This window comes from Arthrobacter arnarulunnguaqae, assembly GCF_051262515.1.
In the GTDB taxonomy this organism is placed as follows: domain Bacteria; phylum Actinomycetota; class Actinomycetes; order Actinomycetales; family Micrococcaceae; genus Arthrobacter_N.
On record NZ_JBIMER010000017.1, the window covers coordinates 33,682 to 55,699 of the forward strand.

The window sequence follows — 22,018 nt, forward strand, 5'->3', positions numbered from 1 at the left end:
GGCGCTGACCGAGGTCCTCAAGCCCTTCGTCGTCGCGGCGTTCGTCGCGCTGCATCCCGGACGCATTCTGTGAAACACAGTCTCCCGGAGACGGACCTGACGGTATCCACGGCGGCCGGCGCGGTGCGCGGGACGATGATCGGCGCCGGCGCTGCCGGTGGTGGCGACCGTGCCGGTGGCGCCGACGGCAGCGTGCGGACGTGGCGCGGCATTCCCTATGCCGCGCCACCGGTCGGACCCCTGCGCTTCCGCGGACCGCAACCGGTGGCTCCGTGGTCCTCGGTGCGCGCCGCCACCCGTTTCGGCGACGCGCCGCCGCAGCTCGTCCGGTCGCGCAACGTGGGCGCCGGCCGGCATCCCGTCAGCGAGGACTGCCTCACCATCAACGTGACCGCCCCGGCCGACCCCGGGTCCGAACCCCTGCCGGTGATCGTGTGCCTCTACGGGGGCGGGTTCCTGATCGGCTCCTCGGCGGCGCCGGTGTACGGCGGCGGGCGGCTCGTCGCCGCCGGCGGCGTCGTCTACGTGTCGCTGAACTACCGCGTGGGCGCCCTGGGCTTCCTGGACCTCACGAGCTACGCGGACGAATCGCACCCCTTCGAGTCCAACGTGGGCCTGCGCGACCAGCTCGCCGGACTGCGGTGGGTCCGGGACAACATCGCGGCCTTCGGCGGCGACCCGGACAACGTGACGCTCCTGGGGCAGTCGGCCGGAGGCACGTCCGTGTTGACCCTGATGGCGGTGCCCCCGGCGGCCGGGCTGTTCCACCGCGCCGTCGCGCTCAGCCCGGCACCGGCGTCGGTCTATGGTTCCGAACGCCACGCGGCCTGGGCCCGGACGTTCGTGCGGACGCTGGGGATCGACGACGAGGACGCGGCCCGCGCGCTGACCCACCTGCCGTGGCGCGAGCTCGTGGGCGCGCTGGACAAGCTCTCGCCGTGGCTCGGCCGGGCGGTGAACCGCGACCCGATGCCGGCGTCGCCCGTGGTGGACGGGGACTTCCTGCCCCGGCGCGTCATTGACGCCTTCCAAACCGGCACCGCGCACCGCGTGCCGCTGATCGTGGGCAGCACCGCCCGCGAGGGCGCGCTCTTCCGCTACCTCAACGCGCTTCCTACGTCGCCGCAGCGGATCGAGCAATCGATCCTGCAGTCCGAACCCGACGCGTGGGACCGGATCCGCGCCGGCTACCCGCGGTTCCCGCGGCGGGACGCGGTGATCGACATGGTCGGCGACGGCATCTTCTGGCACCCCGGCGTGCAGATCGCGCAGGCGCACTCGCGGTTCGCCCCCGTGTGGTCCTACCGCTACGACTTCGACACGCCCGCCCTCCGCCTCGCCGGCCTGGGCGCCACCCATGGGACGGACCTGCCGGCGCTGTTCGGCGAACTCGAAACGGACACCGGGCGGTTCTTCACGCTGCTCGGCGGCCGGGAGGAGGCGGCCCGGCTCAGCGCCCGGTACCAGGGTGCGCTGCTGGACTTCGCCCGGCACGGCGACCCGGGCGGCGGCTGGCCCACGTACGACGACGTCGCGCGCCGCGTGCGTATCTTCGACACCGAGGACCGCATCGAGTCGGATCCCCGCCGCGGGCGTCGCCTCGCCTGGGGCGACTACCGGGGCTTCCTGTAGAAAGGGAGGCATGACGGAAACAGATCCCGCCGCGCCGCGGCCCTTCGAGGCCGCGCTCCAACTGCGCTGGTCGGACCAGGACCTCAACGGACACGTGAACAACGCCCGCATCGTGACGCTGATGGAGGAGTCCCGCGTGCTGTGGACCCGTTCCCTGGCGGTGAATCCCGCGGCCGCGGGAGGGGTTGTGGTCGCCTCGCTGACCGTCGACTACCGTCGCCAGGTGGACTACGGGCCGGAGCTAACCGTGCGGGTGGCCGTGGAGCGCGTCGGGACGAAGTCGTTCACCGTGCGGCACGTCGGGGTGCAGTCCGGAGAGGTCGCCTTCGAGGGTTCCTCCGTGATGGTCGCGATGGAAGCCGGCGGCAGGTCCTCGCGGGCGTTGACGGAGCAGGAGCGGGCGGTGCTCCGGGAGCATCTCCCGCCGGCGCCCGGGAACTGACGCGACGGCGGGGACCGGGCGCCGGCGGCGCTAACCGGACCGGCGGCGGGCGCCCGGTGGAGCGGCGGCGATCCGGAGCGGGCCCCTGGCCGTGCGGCCGTCCACCACCTCGCCGCGTTGCATCACGACCACCACGCCCTCGTCGGCCAGGGCGAACGCCGCCTCGCGCACCTCGGGCATCAGGCGGCGCCATTCGCTTTCGCCCGTGGCCCTCGCGACCTCGGACGGGCAGAAGGTCTTCCCCGCTGCGCGCGAGCGCGCGAACTCGACGACCAGAGCGCGGAGCCCGGAGTCGTCCATGGTGCCCCCTTCGTTGGAAACTGGCATCATCCTCGCATGGACAGCGAACCGGAGGACAGCGAACCGGACCGGTTCTTCGTCCACGGCGGACGGCGGTGGCGCCGCGCCGACCCGAGCCTCCCGGACGCCGTGCGCCGTGAGCTGCTATCACACCTGGGCCGGGCGCGGGCCGACGTGAAGAAACAGAAGCAGGCGGACCATCGGGCGGCGCTCGCCGCTGCCCGCCGCAGGGTTCAGGCGGCCAAGGAGGGACTGGGGGAGCGCGGAGAGCCGTGGTGGGAGCAGTCGCCCGAGGACCGCAGGAGGCGGTGGAACGCGGCACTCGAGGCGCTGGCAGCGCCGCCGTCGTCTGCGCCGCCGTCGTGACCGCCGCCGCGGGGACGCGCGCTACGCCGGGACGGGCTGGCAGGACGGGCAGAAGTAGATGATGCGCTCCGCCGCGCCTGGTGAGCCCGGGCCCGGCGCCTCGCCCAGGTCCGCCCGTTGGATCCGGCTCCGGCACCGCTTGCAGGCCCGGTGTTCGCGCCCGTAGACCCAGGTGGCGGCGTCGCCGGCCGCGGGTCCACCCGTGGTGCTGCGCCGGCTACGATCCTTGTTGGCCTCCAGGAGGGTCTTCGAGAGCGCGACGATCTTCGCCAGGTTTCCCACGGAACCGACGGGCGTCGCCGGGTGGACGCCCGCCAGGAAGCAAATGTCGCTGCGGAAGACGTTGCCGATCCCGGCCAGGTTCCGCTGGTCCAGCAGGGCGACGCCGACGGCCCGCCCGGGCGCCCCCCGCAGCAGCTCCAGCGCACGGCCGGCGTCCCAGTCCGGTCCCAAGAGGTCGGGACCGAGGTGGCCGACCATGTCCTCCTCCTCGGCCGTGGGGCGCACCTCCAGCAGCCCCAGCGAAAAGCCGACGGCGGCGTGGTTCCGCGTTCGCAAGACGCAGCGGGCCGTGTGGGCGGGCCTGCGCCAGCGTTCGAAGGCGCCGTCCGGCGCGCGCCCGTAGACGTGCCACGTGCCCTCCATTTTGAGGTGCGAATGAATGGTGTGGCCGCCCGCGCGGATCAGCAGGTGCTTTCCGCGGGACAGGACCGCCGAGACGGTTTCGCCGGAGAGGTCCGCCACGGCATACCTGGGGACGCGGAAGTCCGTCGACTCCAGCACGCGCCCCTGGATCGCCGCACGCAGGACGGCGGCCTGCCGGTAGACGGTGTCTCCCTCGGGCATCGGGTCCCCCCCTCCGGTCGTTCCGCCGGGTGCGGACACCAGCCAAGGGTACGACGCCGAAAAGGGCGGCCGCGGCGCAAGGCCGGGACCACCCTTTTTCGGCGCCTCTGCGGACGACCTCCTGTGTCGGGGACTACGCGGCCGCGGGGAGCACGAACGCGGAGTCGATGTTGATGGTGACCTTGTCGCCCACCAGGACGCCGCCGGCTTCGAGCGCCGCGTTCCAGGTGATGCCGAAGGCCTTGCGGGAGATCTGCGTGGTGGCGGAGAAACCGGCGCGGGTGGCGCCGAACGGATCGACGGCGACGCCGCCGAACTCGACGTCGAACGTCACCGGGAGGGTGGTGTCCTTGATGGTCAGGTCGCCGGTGAGCTGGAACTCCTCGGTGGTGCCGGTGGCTCCGGTGGACTTGAAGGTCATGTTCGGGAACTGCTCGACGTCGAAGAAGTCGGCGCTCTTGACGTGGCCGTCGCGGTTGTCGTCGTTGGAGTCGAAGGAGGCGGTCTTCACGACGGCCCCGACGGAGGAGGTCTCGAGGGAGTCGCCGACGACCAGCGTGGCGTCCGACTCGGTGAACTGGCCGCGCACCTTGCTGATACCGGCGTGGCGGACGGTGAAGCCGACCTCGGTGTGGGCCTGGTCGAGGTTCCATGTGCCGGGGGTGAAGTTGATCGTCATGGTGACTCCTTCTGTTGGGTACCGGCTGGGACCGGAATTTGTATGCTTATACATATAGTTTTGCACGGATAGATTGAAGTGTCAATGAATTGCGGGAAAATTCTGCCCTACGTTTCGGTGGCGTGCGGGGGGCTCACAGGGAACGCGCCACACGCGCCGGATTGCCGACGACGACCGTGTTGGCCGGCACGTCCTTCGTGACCACGGCGCCGGCGCCGACGATGCTGTTTTCCCCGACCGCGACTCCGGGCAGGATGGTGGCGCCGCCCCCGATCCACACGTTGTCGCCGATGGTGATCGGCCTCGCGGCCTCCAGCTTGTCCCTGCGCGGCTGCGGCTCCAGGGGATGAGTGGGCGTCAGCAGTTGGACGTTGGGCCCGATCTGGCAGTCCTCGCCGATGGTGATGGGGGCGACGTCGAGTGCCGTGAGGTTGTAGTTGACGAACGTGCGCGCGCCGATCGAAATGCGGGTCCCGTAGTCGACGAAGAGCGGCGGCTTGACCTCCGCACCTTCTCCGAGGTTCCCGATCAGTTCGGCGAGGATGGGCCGGGCCGCGGCGGCGTCGCGGGCGTAGGCGGCCAGGTAGTCGTTGGCCAGGCGGACCGCGCGCTGGGCCTCGCGCGCACTGTCCGGATCGTCGGCGATGTAGAGGTCGCCCGCCAGCATGCGTTCACGGTTGGTCCGGGGGTCGCCCGCGAAGTAGTCGGCCATGGTTAAGACCGTACACACGCGGGCGCTCAGGTGGGGCGGGGCAGCGGCACCAGCTCCACGTCGCGGAGCCGGCCCGCATCGGCGACGGCCGTCATGTAGGTGCACACCGGCTGGCGGCGCCGGTCCGTCGGCGATCCGGGGTTGAGCAGGCGAAGACCCCCCGGTGCCGTGGTGTCCCACGGGATGTGGCTGTGCCCGAACACGAGGACGTCAACATCGGGAAAGAGCGCGGCGCAGCGCCTCTCGCGACCGGTGGCGGCACCCGTTTCGTGGACCATGGCGAAGCGGACGCCCTCGATGTCCACCCGGGCCACCTCCGGCAGGCGCGCGCGCAACCCGCCGCCGTCGTTGTTGCCCCAGACGCCGACCATCCGGGCGGATCGCCGTTCCAGCTCGTCCAGCGTGGCGGTGTCCACCCAGTCTCCGGCGTGGAAGACGACGTCGGCCGCCTCGACCGCCTCCCACAGCTCCGGGGGAAGGGCCTTGGCCCGCTTGGGCAGGTGGGTGTCCGCGACGAGGAGGAGGCGCTGGCTCATGCGGGCATCCTCTCACGCCCGCACCCCGGCGTTTCGCCTGAGGTAGATGCCCCACCCCGCGTTTCGACTGAGGTAGATGCTCGAATCGGGCCCGAATCCGACATCTACCTTCGTCGAAACGGGAGGGGAGGGCATCTGGGTCCGTCGAAAGGTGCCGGGTGCGGGACCTAGACTGCAGCAGTGAGACAATTCCTGGCGACCGTGGGTCCCGCGTTGGACCTGCTGGGCTGGGTCACGCTGTTCGGTGCGGTCACCTTCTTCGCCTGGGCCTGGCTGGCCGGCCGCGGAATGCGGCACTGGCGAGTGGCCGTGGCCCGCGTCGCGACCATGGACGGCGAGCGCTGCGTGGTCTGGGAAGCGTCCGACGGCGCGCCCGTCACCCGCCGTCTGGCCGAGGACCAGCTGCCGGGGGTCGGGGACGGCGAAGCGGCCACAGTCTACCAGCGCGGCACGGGCAGGATGCATTGGAGGACGACGCCCCCGGAGAACCATGCGGGCCTGTTGCGGGTGATCGGCTGGGCGATGTTCGGCCTGGCCGTCGCGGCCAACGCCCTCGGACTGCTGGACGCGGCGCTTCTCGACGGCGTGTAGGGCGTCGGCGGACCGGCACGCGGCCCCGCGATCTTCCCGCTACCTTCCCGTGCGAGACCGGGTGGGGCAGACTCGGGGGTGTGGGCCGGCGCGGTCCCCGAATGAACCCCAGGGTGGAGGGAGCCGCAGCATGGCCAGAGTCGTACTGGTCGCGGGAGCGTCGCGCGGCATCGGCCGGGCGGTCGCTGAGGCCTTCGCCGCCGCGGGCGACGTCGTCGCCGCCCACTATTCGTCCAACCGGGCAGCCGCGGAGGCGACCACGGCAGCCCTGCCGGGCCGGGGGCATCTGAGCGTGGGCGGGGACCTGACCGATCCGGACCGGGCGCTCGGCATCGTGGAGGAGACGGTCCGCCGGGCCGGCCGGGTCGACGTGCTCGTCAATTGCGCCGCGGCCGCCATGGTTCCGCATCCGGTCGCCTCCACCGACTACGACGCATGGCGCGCGGCCTGGAAATCCACGCTGGACGTGAACCTCGTGGGGGCGGCCAACCTCGCGTACTGCGCGGCGCGGCAGATGATCGCGCAGGGCGACGGCGGCAGCATCGTCAACATCGGTTCCCGCGGGGCGTTCCGCGGCGAGCCGGAGCACCCGGCGTACGGGGCCAGCAAGGCGGCGCTGCACGCGATGGGCCAGTCGCTGGCCGTGTCCCTGGCCCCGCACAACATCTCCGTGACCTCGGTGGCACCCGGGTTCGTCGCCACCGAACGGACGGCGGACCGGTTGGCCGGCCCGGAGGGCGAAGGCATCGTGGCCCAGAACCCGATGGGACGCGTCGCGAGCCCCGCGGAGGTGGCCACGGCGGTCCACTACCTCGCCTCGGGCGGGGCGGTCTGGGCCACCGGCGCCATCCTGGACCTCAATGGCGCGTCGCACCTGAGGACGTGATGGACGACGTCGGCGGGTAGGGGGACGGGCGGCCGCGCGCGACCACGGACGTCCCCCAGTTGGCCTTCGAGGTCAAGGCGGAGCAGGTCGAGGTGGTCTCGCCGCCGGCGCTCGAGGTTGCGCGATTGGAGGAGGAGATCCGTCTGGGCCGGCGCATCGCCGCGGAGGCCGCTGTCGCGGCGGGCGCCACCGGAGCGGCGTTGGGGACGTCGCCGTTCCACGATCCGGCCCACCGGGTTCGCGAGCTACCGCTACCAGGCCTGGGGCAGGTGGCCGATGACGGGTCCCAGCGACGTGTTCGGGTCAGTTGCGGGTTACCGCGAGCGCATCGGACGGCTGATGGAGTCGGGCGTCCCGCTAGACGAGGGGATGCTGTATTTCGACGCCCGCTTCTCCGCCCGCGTCCCCACCGTCGAGGTGCGCGTCGCCGACGTCTGCCCGGACGCCTCGCACGCGGCGACGATTGCCGGCGTCGTCCGCGCCCTCGTCGAAACGGCCGCCCGCGATTGGCGCTCCGGACGCGAAGCCGTCCCCGCGCCGTCGGACGTGCTGCGCGTCTGGCAGTTCCAGGCCAGCCGGTCCGGACTGTCCGGCGACCTCGTCGACGCGTAGCTCGCGTCCTTCGAACGCCGCGGCGATCTGGCGGACGTCGTCGCCGACGCGGTGGCCCGAACACTGGGGGACGCGGACTCCTGAACGCGTACAGGACCTTGGACAGGAAGGCCTTGGTGCGCCCGTGCCGCGGGTCGTTCAGGACCTGCCGGGGATCGCCGGACTACTGGGCCCCTGGAAGGCTTCCGGGCCTCTTGTTTTGGGCCCGGCGCTAGTGGCGGAGCCCACTGCGGTCATCGTACGCCCGCGTGGCGCACGCCACTGGCACGCGACACTCGTGGACTCCGTTCCCCGGTGGTATTCTGAAAGTTCGAAACTATGTTCTAAGGGGGTGGGTGGCGTGTTCGGAGTGGACCCCGCGCCGCGCGGCGCGCCGGACCCGGAGGACGGCGCGCCGGGCGAGGCGACCGGCTTCCCCTCGCCCGCGCGCGACTACCTCCAGGGCGGGATCGACCTCAACCGCCACCTGATCCGCGACCGCACCTGCACGTTCGTCATGCGGGTCGCCGGGAACTCGATGGCCGCCGCCGGCATCTCCGACGGCGACGAGTTGATCGTGGACCGCTCGCTCGCCCCGCGCGACGGGTCCGTCGTCGTCGCGGTCCTCGACGGCGAGCTGGTGGTGCGCCGCCTGAGGCTCACCGGGCGCGGCGCGCGGCTGGACACGGACGACGGCGGCCCGGGCACCGAACTCGCGGAGCTGGCGGACCTGACGGTCTGGGGCGTCGCGACCCGCTGCCTGCACCATGTCTGACGGGGAGCGGTTCGAGGACCGGGCCGGGGCGCGGCCGCGGGAACAGATCGCGCTGGTGGACGTCAACAACTTCTACGTCTCGTGCGAGCGCGTCTTCGATCCGTCGCTGGAGGGACGCCCCGTCGTCGTCCTCTCCAACAACGACGGCTGCGTGGTGGCGCGCTCGGCCGAGGCCAAGGCGCTGGGCATCAAGACGGGGACCCCGTGGTTCCAGATCTCGGCGTCCGCCGCGTCGTGGGGGCTGGTGGCACGCTCGAGCAACTACGAGCTGTACGGCGACCTGTCGGCGCGGGTGATGGAGGTGATCGGGCGCTTCGGCGTCTGGCAGGAGGTCTACTCGATCGACGAGTCGTTCCTGGGGTTGGCCGGTTCGGCGGCGGACCCCGTGGAGGCGGAGTCGCGGCTGTTGGAGACGGCGCGGACCGTCCGGGCCGCCGTCGCTCGGCACGTCGGCGTTCCGGTGTGCGTCGGGATCGCGCCGACGAAGACGCTCGCCAAGTTCGCGAACCACATCGCGAAGAAGAACCCGAACATGGGCGGCGCCTGCTCGCTGGCCTCGCTGCCGGCGCGGGAGGTGGAGCGCATCCAGTCGCGCGTGCCGGTGACGGAGCTCTGGGGCGTGGGTGCGCGGACCGGCGCGCGGCTCAACGCGATCGGGGTGGACACCATCGGCGACCTGAGGGCCGCGGATCCGCTGGCCATCCGGAAGCGCTTTTCCGTGGTGCTGCAGCGTACCGTCCTGGAGCTCAATGGGACGCCCTGCATCCCCCACGCGGACGAGCGCGCCGACAAGCAGCAGATCATCTTCTCCCGCTCCTTCTCCACGCCGGTCACCAGCGCCGAGGAGATGGATCAGGTCATGGCCGTCTACGCCCAGCGCGGGGCGGCCCGGCTGGCCGCCCAGGGACAGCGGGCCTCGGTGCTGACGGTGACCGCGGGGACCAGCCGCTTCGCCGCGGGAACCGCGTCCTTCCCGTCCGTCAGCGTTCCGCTGCCGGAACCCACGAACGATCCCATCGCCCTCACCCGCGCCGCGGTGGCCGCCATGCGCGGCCGGCTCGAGCCCGGCGCGTCCTACCTGCGCGCCGGCGTGATGTTCTCCGGGCTCTCGCGCGACGTCGCCGGCGGGGGGCAGGAGCTGCTGGACATCTTCGGCGCCGGGAACGGGGACAAGCACGTCGGCGACCTGCTCGGCAACGTCCGCGCCAAGTTCGGCGAGGCGGCGATCGGCCTGGGCCAGGGTGGGCTGGCGGCACCGGCGTCGTGGTCCATGAAAAGGGAGTTCTCCTCCCCGAAGTACACCACCGAGTGGGCCGACCTCCCCGTGGTGCGCGCCTGACGCATCCGACGCCGCCGCGGCCTGTGCAGGGGCCGCTATCCGGCATAGGCTGGGGCTGCAATGGGGGCACGTCTCTTGGGGAGCGAGCGCATGGATCACTATGGGGTATTGGGCGTCGCCAAGACGGCGACGACGGCGGAGGTCAACCGGGCCGCGCGCGAGGCGCTCTGGTCGGGGGACGCCAAGGACATCGACCGGCAGCGAAGCATCATGAACGCGTGGTTCACGCTGCGCAGCGCCAAGCGCCGCAAGGCCTACGAAGGGTGGCTGGCGGGGCACGACGGCGGGGAGCCGCGGCCGCTGCACCCCGCCTGAGCGGGGCCCGACCGAAGGATTCCCCAACTGTCGGTGCCGCGGCCTAGGCTCGTGGCGATGGCATCGGTGGAAACGTTGGGGGAGTAGCCCGTGGGCACAACAGGCGGAGCCAGGCAGTCCGTGTGGGTCAAGGCGCTCACGGGGTCGCTGGCGGTGCTGTTCGTCGGCGGCATCGTCTCGCAGGCCGCGGCGGATGCGCCGGAAGAATTGCCGACGGCGGAACCTTCCGCGCCGTCCACCGCGCCCGCGACTCCGACCGAGCCGGTGCCAGCGACGCCGACCGAGCCGGTGCCAGCGGCGGAGTCGGCGCTGGCCGTGTTGGCGGGGCTGCCCGTCAAGGGGCGGGCCCCGAAGACGGACTATTCGCGGGAGCAGTTCGGGCGGGCGTGGTTGGACGTGGACCGGAACGGCTGCGACACGCGAAACGACATGCTCGGCGCCCAGCTGACCGACATCGTCTACACCAACCACGTGCCGTGCAAGGTGGAGACCGGCACGCTCGCCGACCCTTACACGGGCTCCACCCTCTGGTTCCAGCGCGGACAGGCGACGAGTTCCCAGGTGCAGATCGACCACATCGTTGCCCTGTCCGACGCCTGGCAGAAGGGCGCCCAGCAGCTGGACGGGGGACGGCGCGCGGCCCTGGCCAACGATCCCTTGAACCTACAGGCGACGTATGGCCCCACGAACGCCGCGAAGGGGGCCTCGGACGCGGCTTCGTGGCTGCCGCCGAACAAGTCGCACCGCTGCCTGTATGTGGCCCGGCAGGTCGGCGTCAAACACAAGTACGGGCTCTGGGTGACGTCCGCCGAACACGACGCGATCTCCCGGGTGCTGGCGACCTGCGAAGGGCAGCGCGTCCCGGCCGCGGCGTTCGCGGCCGTGGTTCCGGCGCCCCCGTCCCCGCCCCCGTCACCGGCGCCGTTGTCGTCGGGCGTGCCCGAAGCGGAGACGGGCGTCTCCTTCGAAAACTGCGCTGCCGTTCGCGCGGCGGGCGCCGACCCGATCCGCATCGGCGACCCGGGCTTCTCCACCAAGTTCGACGGCGACGGGGACGGCGTCGGGTGCGAATAGGACGGGTATCCGGCAAACGGTCCCGGGCCGGCGCGACCGCGCCGACGTGGCTCTCGGGCGTTGCCCGTGGTCGACCTCTTGGGATTTAGTAGGAAGTCCGAGTATATTCACTCTGGAAGATGGCGTGGGTCACATCTGGCCTTGATGCCGCTTCGACCACCACCGGCGCAAAGGAGCACTCCACCATGGTTCGCGAGCTAACGCACTACATTGACGGACAGCATGCCGAAGGCGGCTCCGGACGCTTCGGCGACGTCTACGATCCGTGCACCGGCCAGGTCCAGGCGAGGGTGCCGCTTGCCACCGCCGAGGAAGTCCGCAACGCCGTTTCCAGTGCGGAAAAGGGCCAGATTGGCTGGGCCGCCATGAACCCGCAGCGCCGCGGCCGGATCCTGCTCAAGTTCGTCGACCTGGTCAACCAGAACATCGACGAGCTCGCCACGCTGCTGTCATCTGAGCACGGTAAGACGTTCCCCGACGCGAAGGGGGACATCCAGCGGGGGATCGAGGTCGTCGAGTTCGCCGCGGGCGCCCCGCACCTGCTCAAGGGCGAGTTCTCGGACAGTGCCGGGACCGGCGTCGACGTCCACTCCCTGCGCCAGCCCCTCGGCGTCGTCGCCGGGATCACGCCCTTCAACTTCCCCGCCATGATCCCGCTGTGGAAGGCCGGCCCGGCGCTCGCCGCGGGCAACTCCTTCATTCTCAAGCCGTCCGAGCGTGACCCCTCCGTGCCGCTGCGGCTCGCGGAGCTCTTCACGGAGGCGGGGCTGCCCGCGGGCGTCTTCAACGTCGTCAATGGCGACAAGGAAGCGGTCGACGCGTTGTTGGAGGATCCGCGCGTCCAGGCCGTCGGCTTCGTGGGGTCCACGCCCATTGCGCAGTACATCTACGCCACCGCGGCCGCCAACGGCAAGCGCGCCCAGTGCTTCGGCGGCGCCAAGAACCACATGGTGATCATGCCGGACGCGGATCTGGACATGGCGGCGGACGCCCTCATGGGCGCGGGGTTCGGGTCCGCCGGTGAACGCTGCATGGCGATCTCGGTGGCGGTGCCGGTCGGCAAGGCCACCGGCGACGCGCTCGTGGCCAAGCTTCAGGAGCGGGTCGCCGGACTGAAGGTCGGGCACAGCCTGGCCGAGGACTCCGACTTCGGCCCGGTCGTCGCGGCGTCGGCCAAGGAACGCATCGAGGGCTACATCCAGGCCGGCGTCGACGCGGGCGCCACGCTGCTGACCGACGGCCGTGGCCTCGAGGTTGACGGTTACGCGGACGGGTTCTGGGTGGGCCCCACCCTCTTCGACAACGTCACCGAGGACATGTCGATCTACCGCGAGGAGATCTTCGGGCCGGTGCTGAGCGTGCTCCGGGCGGAAAACTACGACGAGGCCCTGCGCCTGTGCAGCGAGCACGAGTTCGGCAACGGCGTGGCCATCTTCACCCGCGACGGAGACTCCGCCCGCGACTTCGCCAGCCGCGTCCAGGTGGGCATGGTCGGCATCAACGTCCCGATTCCGGTGCCGATCGCCTACTACACGTTCGGCGGTTGGAAGGCCTCCGGGTTCGGGGACCTCAACCAGCACGGGGCGGACGCCTTCCGCTTCTACACGAAGACCAAGACCGTCACCACCCGCTGGCCTTCGGGCATCCGCACGGGTGCCAGCTTCGTGATGCCGGAAGGCAGCTGATGACGGCGGACCAGACGGAGGTTCCGGCGGCGGATGTCCCGGCGCCGGAGATATTGTTCGAACGCCGCGGCCGGCTGGGCATTGTCACGCTCAACCGGCCCCGGGCGGTGAACGCGCTGACCGCCGACATGGCGGCGGCGATGCTGGATCAACTCACGCGCTGGGCAGGGGACGACGCCGTGGCCACCGTCCTCGTGCGCGGCGCCGGCGACCGGGGTCTTTGCGCCGGCGGCGACATCGTCGCCATCTACCGGGACATGCTCGACGGGGGCGACGCCACGGCCGCGTTCTGGGCCGTGGAGTACCGGCTCAATGCCCTGATCGCCGCCTATCCCAAGCCGTATGTGGCGTTCATGGATGGGCTGGTGCTCGGCGGCGGGGTGGGCGTCTCCGCCCACGGCTCGGTCCGGGTGGTCACCGAGCGCACCCGCACGGGGATGCCGGAAACCACCATCGGCCTGGTGCCCGACGTCGGCGGCACCCTGTTGCTGTCCCGTTCGCCGGGGGAGTCCGGCACCCACGCGGCCCTCACCGGGGCGCACCTGAACGGTGCCGACGCCCTGTTCCTGGGCCTCGCGGACCATTTTGTTCCGTCCGCGAGCCTGGCGGAGCTCGCCGAGGCGCTGGAGACCGAGCCCGCGGACGCCGCGGTCGGCCGGTACGCCAGCCGGGCCCCGGCGTCGAACCTCGCGGGGCAGCGGGGATGGATCGACGCCTGCTATGCGAGCGACGACGTCGAGGAGATCCTGCGCCGGCTGCGGGCCTCCGGCGCGGAAACCGACGGGGCGTCCGCCGAAACCGCGGACACCATCGAAGCGAAGTCCCCGACCGCCGTGAAGGTGGCACTGGAGTCGCTGCGCCGCGTCCGGGGACTGGGCCTCGAAGAGGCGCTGGAGCAGGAGTACCGCGTGGGCCTGCGGTTCCTCGCCGGTCCGGACTTCCGCGAGGGGATCCGCGCCCAGGTGGTGGACAGGGACCGCAACCCGCGCTGGCGGCCGGCCACGCTGGCCGACGTCGGACGCCACGACGTTGAACGGTACTTCGCGCCGCTGGGCGACCGCGAACTCAAGCTTTCGAAGGAGCACGACCATGCCTGAACCAATGATCCCCGCGGCCAACCCGAGCGGGGCCCCGGCCGGCGCCGTGGCCTTCCTGGGACTCGGCCACATGGGAGGCCCGATGGCCGTCAACCTCGTGGGGGCCGGCTACACCGTAAACGGCTTCGACGTGGTTCCGGCCGCGCTGGACGCCGCCCGGGCACACGGCATCGCCACCGCCGACACCGCGACGGCGGCCGTGGCGGGAGCCGGCGTCGTCATCACCATGCTGCCCAGCGGCAGGCACCTGCTCGATGCCTACCGCGGGACCGGGAGCGAGCCGGGCCTGCTGGCCAGCGCGGCACCGGGAACGCTCTTCCTGGACTGCTCCACGATCAACGTGGACGAAGCCCGGGAAGCCGCGGAACTGGCGCGCCATGCCGGGCACGGGGCCGTGGACGCCCCGGTCTCCGGAGGCGTCGTGGGCGCCGAGGCGGGCACCCTGACGTTCATGGTGGGGGCGCTTGCGGAGGACTTCGAAGCGGTCAGGCCGCTGCTCGAGGTGATGGGCCGGCGCGTGGTCCACTGCGGGGAACACGGGGCTGGACAGGCCGCCAAAATCTGCAACAACATGATCCTCGGCATTTCCATGATCGCGGTGAGCGAGGCGTTCGTGCTGGGCGAAAAGCTGGGTTTGACGCACCAGGCGCTCTTCGACGTGGCGTCCGCCGCCTCGGGGCAGTGCTGGGCGCTGACCACGAACTGCCCCGTTCCCGGTCCCGTGCCGGCAAGCCCGGCAAACCGCGACTACCAGCCCGGATTCGCGGGATCCCTCATGGCCAAGGACCTCAAGCTGGCCCTCAACGCGCTCGAAAGCGCGGGCGTCGCGGCAAGGCTCGGTCCGTTGGCCCACGAAATCTACGAAGGCTTCGCCTCGAACGGCGGCGCCGGCCGGGACTTTTCCGGGATCATCACCGAAATCCGGAGCAACTCGGAACGCCCTTCGTTGTAGGGCGCCTCCCGGCCGGCACGCAAAGGGCCGAAACACCTCCTTTGGGAGGTACTTGGATGTCCATGCTTCTCAATACCGTGAACTGAGTCACATCACGTGCACCGAGGCTGACATCAAAGGAGATCGCCATGACCTCAGTTCCACCGGTTACAACGGCTGTCGCGCAGGCGCCCCCCAGTCCCAAGACCCTCCGCAAGGTCGCGTTCGCCAGCGCGGCGGGAACCACGATCGAGTTCTACGACTTCTTCATCTACGGCACGGCCGCGGCGTTGGTCTTCCCGGTGGTCTTCTTCCCCGCCCTCGGCACGGCCGCGGGCACGGTGGCCTCCTTCGCCACCTTCGCCGTCGCCTTCTTTGCCCGGCCCGTCGGAGCCATCATCTTCGGCCACTACGGCGACCGGATCGGGCGGAAAAAGACCCTGATCACCACGCTGCTGATGATGGGCACCGCCACCGTCATGATCGGCCTCATCCCGGACGCCAACACGATCGGCATCGCGGCGCCCATACTGCTGGTGGCGCTTAGATTCATCCAGGGACTTTCCGTCGGCGGCGAATGGGCCCGAGCGGCGCTCCTCGTGGCCGAATACGCGCCGAAGGGCAAGCGCGGGCTGTTCGGATCGTTCCCGCAACTCGGTCCGTCCGTGGCCTTCGCCTTGGCCAGCGGCACGTACCTGATCACCAACCTGACGCTCGGCGACGACTCCGAGGCATTCTTGACCTACGGCTGGCGTGTGCCGTTCATCCTCAGCGCGGTGCTGGTGATCATCGGCCTGTGGGTGCGGCTGAGCATCGAGGAGACCCCGGTCTTCAAGAACGCCGCGAAGGCGCCCGCCAAGCAGGCCAAGCTTCCCATCTTCGAATCGATCAAGCGCCAGCCGCGTGAAATCCTCTTGGCCGGCGGCTCCCTGACGCTTCTCTTCGCGTTGTTCTACACCGGCACGGCCTACCTCACCAGCTACGCGACGAGTCCCGCCGGCATGCAGCTCTCACGGGTGGAGGTGCTGAGCACCGGGATTGTCGCCGCGGCCTTCATGGCCGCCGCCACCCTGCTCTCCGGCGTGCTGTCCGACCGTTTCGGCCGCAAGAAGGTCATCGCCACCTCGTGCATCGTCGCCGTGCCGTGGTCGCTGATGCTTTTCCCGATCCTGAGCGCCAACAACGTCTTCGCTTTCGGGGTCGGCCTCACCGTCACGCTGGTGATCATGGCTGTCTCCTACGGCCCGGCCGGCGCGCTGCTCCCGGAGCTCTTCGAGACCCGGTACCGCTACACCGGCGCCGGCATGGGCTACAACCTGGCCGGCGTGATCGGCGGAGGCATCGTCCCGCTGGTGGCCGCCCATCTCGCCGGGTCGACCGGAGTGTGGGCGACGGGGCTGCTCTTGGCCGGCATCAGCGTGGTCTGCACGTTCGCGCTCCCCAACAGCGACAAGCGCGGGCTGGAGGACGAGGCGGGGGCTAACCGCCCCGAGCGCGGCGCAGAGGTAGGCGTCTAGGAAACCCCTGGCCGGCCGAAGGGGCCGGCCGCGAAGGGCGGGGACCGCCGGCGCACAGCCGGCGGCTCCCGCCTGAGTTGGCGGCCCCCGCTTCACGTGGGCGCTCTCCCGGGTGCTCCCTGTTTCACGGGGCGGCGCGGGGGCGATTAGGGAATCAAACGCAGGCGGCGGGCCGCGGACACCGCCTCCAGCCGATTGCGCACCGTCAACTTGCACATCGCATTCTGCATGTAGCTCTTGACGGTGACGGCCTTCAGGGCGAGTCGATCACCGGCCTCCTGGTACGAACAACCGAGGGCCGCCTATGCCAGCACGTCCAGCTCGCGGCGGGTGAGCCGAACGGTTCCGGAGTGGCCGCCGGCGGCGGTAGGCGTCAGGTGCCCGCCGATGGCGGCCAGTTGCCTCGCCAGGTCCGGGTCCGGGACGGTGCAGGCCAGCGACCGAAGCTCGGCGTGTGCCTCCCGGACATTCTCCAGCCAGCCCTGGTCCGGGACCGCGGACGGCGTGGCCCGTGCGGTGTCGATGATGGCGACGCGCCGGTCCACTTCGTCGCGGACCCGCAGTTCCTCGGCGACGACGGCGGCCGCCGCCACGGCCTCGCACATCGCGTTTTCGCCCAGCGGAACGTTTTCCCTGCGGGCCATGTAGATCACCGCGCGCGAGCGTCCCTTGACCACCACCGGAACGGCAGCCACCGAGGCGAGCTGTTCGCGCCGGACGGCGACATCGTATTCGTGCGTGATGCCCTCCGACGCGCAGTAGTCCGGGACGACGTAGGGACGGGCCTCCCGGAAGACCCGGCCGCCGAGGCCGGCGCCGGGCACGATGAGGAGCTGGTTCAGGCTGGACGTCGTGTTTCCCAGGAAATCCGTCAGGCGCAACTGTTCCTGGTTGACCAGCCCGGCGAACAACACCGCCGACCTGAACCGGCCGGGAAGCGTGCGCAGGGACGAGCGGAGAAGCTCCCGGTCGTCGGGGCGGGCATAGAGGTTCGTCTGCATGGGTCAGTCCCTGAAATCGCCGGCGTCGCGCCGGAAGGCGCCCAGAATGCGGGTCAGGTGGTCGATGTCCTTCTCCGCGAATCCGGACCGGGCGAACACCTCGGAGTTGAGCGCCGACGTCGACTGCTTGGCCAGCGCCCGCCCTTCCGGGGTGAGCTCGATCAGGGTGGTGCGCCCGTCCGTGGGATGCGGCGCGCGGACCACCAGCCCCGCGTCCTGCAGACGGTCGACGGCATTGGTGACCGACGTCGGGTGGACCTGCAGCAGCGCGCTGGCCTTGTTCATGGGCAGCGCGCCGCTGCGGGCGAAACTCAACAGGGCGAGGAGCTCGTAGCGGGCGAACGTGAGCCCGAACGGCTTCAGGACAGCGTCGATCCGGGCCAGCAGGATCTGCTGGGTACGCATGACGGCGGTGATCGCTGCCATCGGTCCCGCGACATCCGACCAGCCGTGCCGTTCCCAGTTCAGGCGGGCATCGGCGATGGGGTCACGGGGTAGCGGCGTTGCCACGGCACCCCCGGCGTCTGGTCGTGTATCCCATGGCGCCCAGCCTAGCTTTTCGCCGGGGCCTTCAGCCCGGGGAAGTCGGATTCGGAGTACTCCGTGCCCAGCCCGGCCGGGAGCGGCCCGCCGCCGTGGCGCTCCTCTTCGCCGCGCCGCAGTTCCACGCGGCGGATCTTGCCCGAGATGGTCTTGGGCAGGTCCGCGAATTCGAGGCGCCGGATGCGCTTGAACGGCGCCAGGTGCTCGGCGCAGTAGCGCAGGATGTCCTGGGCCAGCTCCGGGCCGGGCTCGTGCCCGGCCGCCAGGACCACGAACGCCTTGGGCACCGAGAGCTTGAGGGCGTCGGGGGAGGGCACGACGGCGGCCTCGGCCACGGCGGGGTGCTCGATCAGGACGCTCTCCAGCTCGAACGGGGACAGGCGGTAGTCCGACGACTTGAAGACGTCGTCGCCGCGGCCCACGTAGGTGATGATGCCGCGCTCGTCGCGGCTCGCCATGTCCCCGGTGTGGTAGTAGCCGTCGCGGAACGCGTCGGCGGTCTGTTCGGGGTCGCCGTGGTAGGCCTTCATCAGTCCGGCGGGACGGGGATCGAGGCGCAGGCACAGCTCGCCGTCGTCTCCCTCCGCCCCTGTCGCCGGATCCACGAGGACGACGTCGTAGCCCGGCAGCGGGCGGCCCATGGCACCGATCTTGATGGGCTGGCCCGGGACGTTGGCGATCTGGACCGTGGATTCGGTCTGCCCGAAACCGTCTCGGATGGTCTGTCCCCACGCGCGCTGGACCTGGTCGATCACCTCGGCGTTGAGCGGCTCCCCGGCGGAGACCACCTTGGACGGCGGGTTCTTGAGCTGCGTCAGGTCCGCCTGGATGAGCATGCGCCACACCGTGGGAGGGGCGCAGAAGCTGGTCACCGACTCGCGGTCCATCTGCTCCATGAGGGACTTGGCATCGAAGCGGTCGTAGTTGTAGACGAAGACGCACGCCTCGGCGATCCACGGCGTGAACACGTTGGACCAGGCGTGCTTGGCCCATCCGGGGGAGGCGACGTTCAGGTGGACGTCGCCGGGCTCCATGCCGATCCAGAACATCGTAGACAGGTGGCCCACCGGGTAGGACGTGTGCGTATGTTCGACGAGCTTGGCCCGGGAGGTCGTGCCCGAGGTGAAGTAGAGCAGCAGGGTCTCGTCCCCCCGGGTGGGCGCGTCCGGGGTGAAGTCCGCGCTGGCGTCGGAGGACTCGGTATACCGCAGGGCCGCGTCGTTCACGGCGCCGTCGCCGACCTCGATCAGGGTGTACTCGCCCGGGACGCCGTCGAACTTCTCGATGTTGGCGCTGTCCACCGCGGCCCACTGGGCGCCCCCGCGCTCCACGCGGTCCTCGAGGTCCGCCCGCCCCATCAGGGTGGTGGTGGGGATCATGACCATGCCGAGCTTGATGCCGGCGAGCATCAGTTCCCAGAGTTCCACCTGGTTGCCGAGCATGATGATCATGCGGTCGCCGCGGCGCACGCCCCGGCCGCGGAGCCAGTTGGCGACCTGCGTCGAGCGGCGGGACAGGTCCGCGAAGCTGCGCCGCGTCGCCGTTCCGTCCTGCTCCACGATGACCAGGGCCGGTTGGTCCGCAGTGGCCGGGTTCGCCGCGATCTGGTCGAACCAGTCCAGGGCGAAGTTGAAGTGTTCGAAGCGCGGCCACTGGAATTCCGCACGCGCCGCCTCGTAATCCGTACGGAGTTCGAGCAGGCGGTCGCGTGCCGCGCGGAATTCCTCAGTGACTGACATGGTGCACCTTTCGAAGTGTTGTCGCGCGGCCGTTGCGAGCCCGCCGCCGTTGCGCGGGAACCGGTGGTTGCTAGTGATCCCGATCACAGGCAATATACTAGGACATCCAAGGGTTTAGGAGAAGCCAACCCGCCGGAGGACCGGACCACGACGAAGGGACACACCGTGCAGTCGTCAACGCGCGCCAGCGGACAGGTTTTGGCGGAAGCGAACGCGCCGGTTGCGGTGGCGCCCGGGGACCAGGCGGGCCAGGGGGTTCCGCCGTTTTCCGACGCCGACCTGATGTACATCGTCGAGTTGCTATCCCCGGAGGAGCAGGTCCGCTATCACGGGGTCCGCGAGTTCCTCCAAGCGCGGATCCGCGCGGCCTCGATCGACTACTGGAACCGCGAAGAGTTCCCCTTCGGCCTGGTCGCCGAACTTGCCGGCCACGGCCTGGGCGGCCTGCAGACGGACGGCAGCTCGAAGCTGTTCACCGGACTCATGTACGTCGAGCTGGCCCGCGCCGACGTCTCGCTCTCGGCCTTCGTGGGCATCCACAACGAGCTGATCGTCGGAATGATCGATGCGCTCGGTTCTCAGGAGCAGAAGGCCCGGTGGCTGCCCGGGCTCACCACCCTGCGGCGGATCGGCGCCTTCGCCCTGACGGAGCCGGACCACGGTTCGGACATCGCGGGCGGACTGGCCACCACCGCGCGGCTGGAGGACGGCGAGTGGGTCATCAACGGCGCGAAGCGCTGGATCGGAGCGGGCACCATCGCGGACTTTGCCCTCGTGTGGGCCCGCGACGTAGCCGACCAGAAGATCAAGGGTTTCATCGTCGAGACGGGCCGCCCCGGATACACGGCCACCAAGATCTCCAACAAGATCGGGCTGCGCATCATGCAGAATGCGGACATCGCGCTCGACGACGTCCGCATCCCCGAATCCAACCTTCTGCCGGGCGCCACGGACTTCTCGAAGGCCAACGACCTGCTGCGCGATTCCCGCGCCTGGGTGGGCTGGCAGGCGGCCGGCATCCAGCTGGCCGCGTTCGACGTCGCGCGGGACTACGCGCTGGGCCGGAAGCAGTTCGGCAGGGAACTGGCGAGCTTCCAGCTCATCGCCCAGCAGCTGGCCGAGATTCTGGGCAACGCGTCCGTCTCCTTGGCGCTGATGGCGCAGGTGGCCCGCATCCAGGAGGAAGGCAGGCTGGAGATGGCCCAGGCGGCCATGGCGAAGTCCACCACCACGCGGCTGGCCCGCTCCACGGTGGCGATGGGCCGGTCGCTCATGGGAGGCAACGGGACCAGCACGGACTACGAGATGGGCAAGCTTTTCGGGGACGCGGAAATCCTGTACACGTACGAGGGAAGCTACGAAATCAATTCGCTGATCGTCGCACGCGCCGTGACGGGGAAGTCCGCGTTCGTTTAGGAATCCGCAAAACCCCGGGCGCCCACGCGCAGACAAACGCGGCCCGCGCTCCTAGGCTGTCCGGGACAGCAGGGACCCCACGAGAGGAGCCTCCGGTGGCCGAATCAGACGTTTCGCGGCGCGCCCGCGACCTGGCGGACGGCGAGGGCGGCATGGAACCGCAACAGCAGGAGCATCCGGGCCGGACCGTCCGGATGGATCCGGTGCCGGACCACGGCGAATCCTCCTGGACCGGACGCGGCCGCCTCGGGGGACTGAAGGCGCTGATCACCGGCGGGGACTCGGGCATCGGCCGCGCGATCGCCATCGCGTACGCCCGGGAGGGCGCGGACGTGGCCATCAACTACCTGCCCGCCGAGGCCGAGGACGCCGAGGATACCGCGGGCTGGATCGGCAAGGCGGGACGGACCGCGGTCCTGGTGCCCGGGGACATCCGGGACGAAGAGACCTGCTCCGTGATCGTGGGGCGCGCGGCGGCTCAGCTGGGCGGCCTGAACATTCTCGTCAACAACGCCGGCTACCACTGGGCGCGCGGGGAGCACGGACTGCGCGGGCTGACCACCGAGGCGCTGGACCAGGCCATGCGGACCAACGTCTATGGGACGTTGTGGATCACGCGGGCGGCGCTGGCCCACCTGACGCGCGGGGACTGCATCATCAACACGACGTCGTTGCAGGCGTACGACCCGTCCGTCACCATGATCGACTACGCGGCGACGAAGGCCGCGCTCAACAACATCACGGCCAACCTCGCCGCAGAGCTCGGGCCGGACGGGATCCGCGTGAACGCGGTGGCGCCGGGCCCGGTGTGGACCCCGCTGCAACCGGCAACGAAGGAGCCGGAGGCCGTGGCGAAGATGGGCCGGGACACTCCCTTGGGGCGGATCGGCCAGCCGGCGGAGTTGGCCGGCGCCTACGTCTTCCTCGCGAGCCCGGACGAGGCCAGCTACGTCAGCGGCACCGTGCTCGGTGTCACCGGAGGGATGCCGGTCTTCTAGGGCGAAA

The 22,018-nt window shown here is 70.6% G+C and carries 24 protein-coding genes and 1 pseudogene; 16 read left to right on the forward strand and 9 right to left on the reverse strand.

The annotated features are described in order from the left end of the window. Window positions 1–69 precede the first annotated feature (69 nt). Complete coding sequence (locus ACHAAJ_RS13140) at window positions 70–1,632, forward strand: carboxylesterase/lipase family protein (RefSeq protein WP_435728642.1); 1,563 nt, start codon at window positions 70–72, stop codon at window positions 1,630–1,632. Between the two features lie 10 nt (window positions 1,633–1,642). Continuing rightward, window positions 1,643–2,074, forward strand: coding sequence for an acyl-CoA thioesterase (locus tag ACHAAJ_RS13145; RefSeq protein WP_435728643.1), 432 nt, complete (start codon window positions 1,643–1,645; stop codon window positions 2,072–2,074). 30 nt (window positions 2,075–2,104) lie between these two features. Here ACHAAJ_RS13145 and ACHAAJ_RS13150 read toward each other — a convergent pair whose 3' ends face one another. Beyond that, complete coding sequence (locus ACHAAJ_RS13150) at window positions 2,105–2,374, reverse strand: DUF3253 domain-containing protein (protein ID WP_435728644.1); 270 nt, start codon at window positions 2,372–2,374, stop codon at window positions 2,105–2,107. Between the two features lie 36 nt (window positions 2,375–2,410). On the opposite strand from ACHAAJ_RS13150, the gene ACHAAJ_RS13155 reads away from it, so the two are divergent. After that, window positions 2,411–2,740 (forward strand): 2-polyprenylphenol hydroxylase, encoded by a 330-nt coding sequence (locus ACHAAJ_RS13155; RefSeq protein ID WP_435728645.1) that lies wholly within the window; start codon window positions 2,411–2,413, stop codon window positions 2,738–2,740. A gap of 21 nt (window positions 2,741–2,761) precedes the next feature. Here ACHAAJ_RS13155 and ACHAAJ_RS13160 read toward each other — a convergent pair whose 3' ends face one another. From ACHAAJ_RS13160 to ACHAAJ_RS13175, 4 genes are all read right to left on the reverse strand, one after another. Next, on the reverse strand, window positions 2,762–3,586 hold the full coding sequence (locus ACHAAJ_RS13160; protein WP_435728673.1) for a DNA-formamidopyrimidine glycosylase family protein: 825 nt from the start codon (window positions 3,584–3,586) through the stop codon (window positions 2,762–2,764). A gap of 133 nt (window positions 3,587–3,719) precedes the next feature. Beyond that, the gene (locus ACHAAJ_RS13165; RefSeq protein ID WP_435728646.1) at window positions 3,720–4,265 is read right to left on the reverse strand and encodes a YceI family protein; all 546 of its coding nucleotides are present in this window, start codon (window positions 4,263–4,265) and stop codon (window positions 3,720–3,722) included. Between the two features lie 133 nt (window positions 4,266–4,398). Further along, complete coding sequence (locus ACHAAJ_RS13170) at window positions 4,399–4,977, reverse strand: sugar O-acetyltransferase (protein WP_435728647.1); 579 nt, start codon at window positions 4,975–4,977, stop codon at window positions 4,399–4,401. Window positions 4,978–5,003: 26 nt separating this feature from the next. After that, window positions 5,004–5,513: a metallophosphoesterase family protein gene (locus tag ACHAAJ_RS13175; RefSeq protein ID WP_435728648.1), complete on the reverse strand. Its 510-nt coding sequence runs from the start codon at window positions 5,511–5,513 to the stop codon at window positions 5,004–5,006. 180 nt (window positions 5,514–5,693) lie between these two features. Here ACHAAJ_RS13175 and ACHAAJ_RS13180 point away from each other — a divergent pair, with 180 nt between their 5' ends. From ACHAAJ_RS13180 to ACHAAJ_RS13230, 11 genes are all read left to right on the forward strand, one after another. Next, window positions 5,694–6,104 carry a hypothetical protein gene (locus ACHAAJ_RS13180; protein ID WP_435728649.1) on the forward strand — a complete coding sequence of 137 codons (411 nt, stop codon included), beginning with the start codon at window positions 5,694–5,696 and terminating at the stop codon, window positions 6,102–6,104. A gap of 130 nt (window positions 6,105–6,234) precedes the next feature. Beyond that, window positions 6,235–6,990, forward strand: a complete 756-nt coding sequence (locus ACHAAJ_RS13185) for an SDR family NAD(P)-dependent oxidoreductase (RefSeq protein WP_435728650.1) — start codon at window positions 6,235–6,237, stop codon at window positions 6,988–6,990. 117 nt (window positions 6,991–7,107) lie between these two features. Continuing rightward, window positions 7,108–7,602, forward strand: coding sequence for a glutamate-cysteine ligase family protein (locus tag ACHAAJ_RS13190; RefSeq protein WP_435728651.1), 495 nt, complete (start codon window positions 7,108–7,110; stop codon window positions 7,600–7,602). Window positions 7,603–7,951: 349 nt separating this feature from the next. Beyond that, a complete protein-coding gene (locus ACHAAJ_RS13195; RefSeq protein ID WP_435728674.1) occupies window positions 7,952–8,356 on the forward strand; it encodes a LexA family protein in 405 nt (134 codons plus the stop codon). Further along, window positions 8,349–9,695, forward strand: coding sequence for a Y-family DNA polymerase (locus tag ACHAAJ_RS13200; RefSeq protein ID WP_435728652.1), 1,347 nt, complete (start codon window positions 8,349–8,351; stop codon window positions 9,693–9,695). The genes ACHAAJ_RS13195 and ACHAAJ_RS13200 overlap by 8 nt, the downstream gene beginning before the upstream one ends. Window positions 9,696–9,785: 90 nt before the next feature. Next, window positions 9,786–10,010, forward strand: a complete 225-nt coding sequence (locus ACHAAJ_RS13205) for a hypothetical protein (RefSeq protein ID WP_435728653.1) — start codon at window positions 9,786–9,788, stop codon at window positions 10,008–10,010. A 90-nt stretch (window positions 10,011–10,100) separates the two neighbouring features. Beyond that, window positions 10,101–11,084 carry a GmrSD restriction endonuclease domain-containing protein gene (locus ACHAAJ_RS13210; protein WP_435728654.1) on the forward strand — a complete coding sequence of 328 codons (984 nt, stop codon included), beginning with the start codon at window positions 10,101–10,103 and terminating at the stop codon, window positions 11,082–11,084. Between the two features lie 185 nt (window positions 11,085–11,269). Then, a complete protein-coding gene (locus ACHAAJ_RS13215) occupies window positions 11,270–12,769 on the forward strand; it encodes a CoA-acylating methylmalonate-semialdehyde dehydrogenase (RefSeq protein WP_435728655.1) in 1,500 nt (499 codons plus the stop codon). Then, the gene (locus tag ACHAAJ_RS13220; RefSeq protein ID WP_435728656.1) at window positions 12,769–13,866 is read left to right on the forward strand and encodes an enoyl-CoA hydratase/isomerase family protein; all 1,098 of its coding nucleotides are present in this window, start codon (window positions 12,769–12,771) and stop codon (window positions 13,864–13,866) included. Before ACHAAJ_RS13215 ends, ACHAAJ_RS13220 begins: the two co-directional genes overlap by 1 nt. Beyond that, the gene (gene mmsB, locus ACHAAJ_RS13225) at window positions 13,859–14,818 is read left to right on the forward strand and encodes a 3-hydroxyisobutyrate dehydrogenase (RefSeq protein ID WP_435728657.1); all 960 of its coding nucleotides are present in this window, start codon (window positions 13,859–13,861) and stop codon (window positions 14,816–14,818) included. The genes ACHAAJ_RS13220 and mmsB overlap by 8 nt, the downstream gene beginning before the upstream one ends. A 128-nt stretch (window positions 14,819–14,946) precedes the next feature. Then, window positions 14,947–16,314 carry an MFS transporter gene (locus ACHAAJ_RS13230; protein ID WP_435728658.1) on the forward strand — a complete coding sequence of 456 codons (1,368 nt, stop codon included), beginning with the start codon at window positions 14,947–14,949 and terminating at the stop codon, window positions 16,312–16,314. 146 nt (window positions 16,315–16,460) lie between these two features. Here the strand turns inward: ACHAAJ_RS13230 and ACHAAJ_RS13235 are convergent. The 4 genes and pseudogenes from ACHAAJ_RS13235 to ACHAAJ_RS13250 all read right to left on the reverse strand — a co-directional run. Further along, window positions 16,461–16,595: pseudogene (locus ACHAAJ_RS13235) on the reverse strand (LuxR C-terminal-related transcriptional regulator); the annotation flags it as partial. 21 nt (window positions 16,596–16,616) lie between these two features. After that, the gene (locus tag ACHAAJ_RS13240) at window positions 16,617–17,315 is read right to left on the reverse strand and encodes a GAF domain-containing protein (protein WP_435728659.1); all 699 of its coding nucleotides are present in this window, start codon (window positions 17,313–17,315) and stop codon (window positions 16,617–16,619) included. A gap of 3 nt (window positions 17,316–17,318) precedes the next feature. Then, a complete protein-coding gene (locus ACHAAJ_RS13245; protein WP_435728660.1) occupies window positions 17,319–17,825 on the reverse strand; it encodes a MarR family winged helix-turn-helix transcriptional regulator in 507 nt (168 codons plus the stop codon). 41 nt (window positions 17,826–17,866) lie between these two features. Next, window positions 17,867–19,597, reverse strand: coding sequence for an AMP-binding protein (locus tag ACHAAJ_RS13250; protein ID WP_435728661.1), 1,731 nt, complete (start codon window positions 19,595–19,597; stop codon window positions 17,867–17,869). A 282-nt stretch (window positions 19,598–19,879) separates the two neighbouring features. Here ACHAAJ_RS13250 and ACHAAJ_RS13255 point away from each other — a divergent pair, with 282 nt between their 5' ends. Further along, a complete protein-coding gene (locus tag ACHAAJ_RS13255; RefSeq protein WP_435728675.1) occupies window positions 19,880–21,013 on the forward strand; it encodes an acyl-CoA dehydrogenase family protein in 1,134 nt (377 codons plus the stop codon). Window positions 21,014–21,108: 95 nt separating this feature from the next. Further along, a complete protein-coding gene (locus tag ACHAAJ_RS13260) occupies window positions 21,109–22,011 on the forward strand; it encodes an SDR family oxidoreductase (protein ID WP_435728662.1) in 903 nt (300 codons plus the stop codon). Window positions 22,012–22,018: the final 7 nt, after the last annotated feature.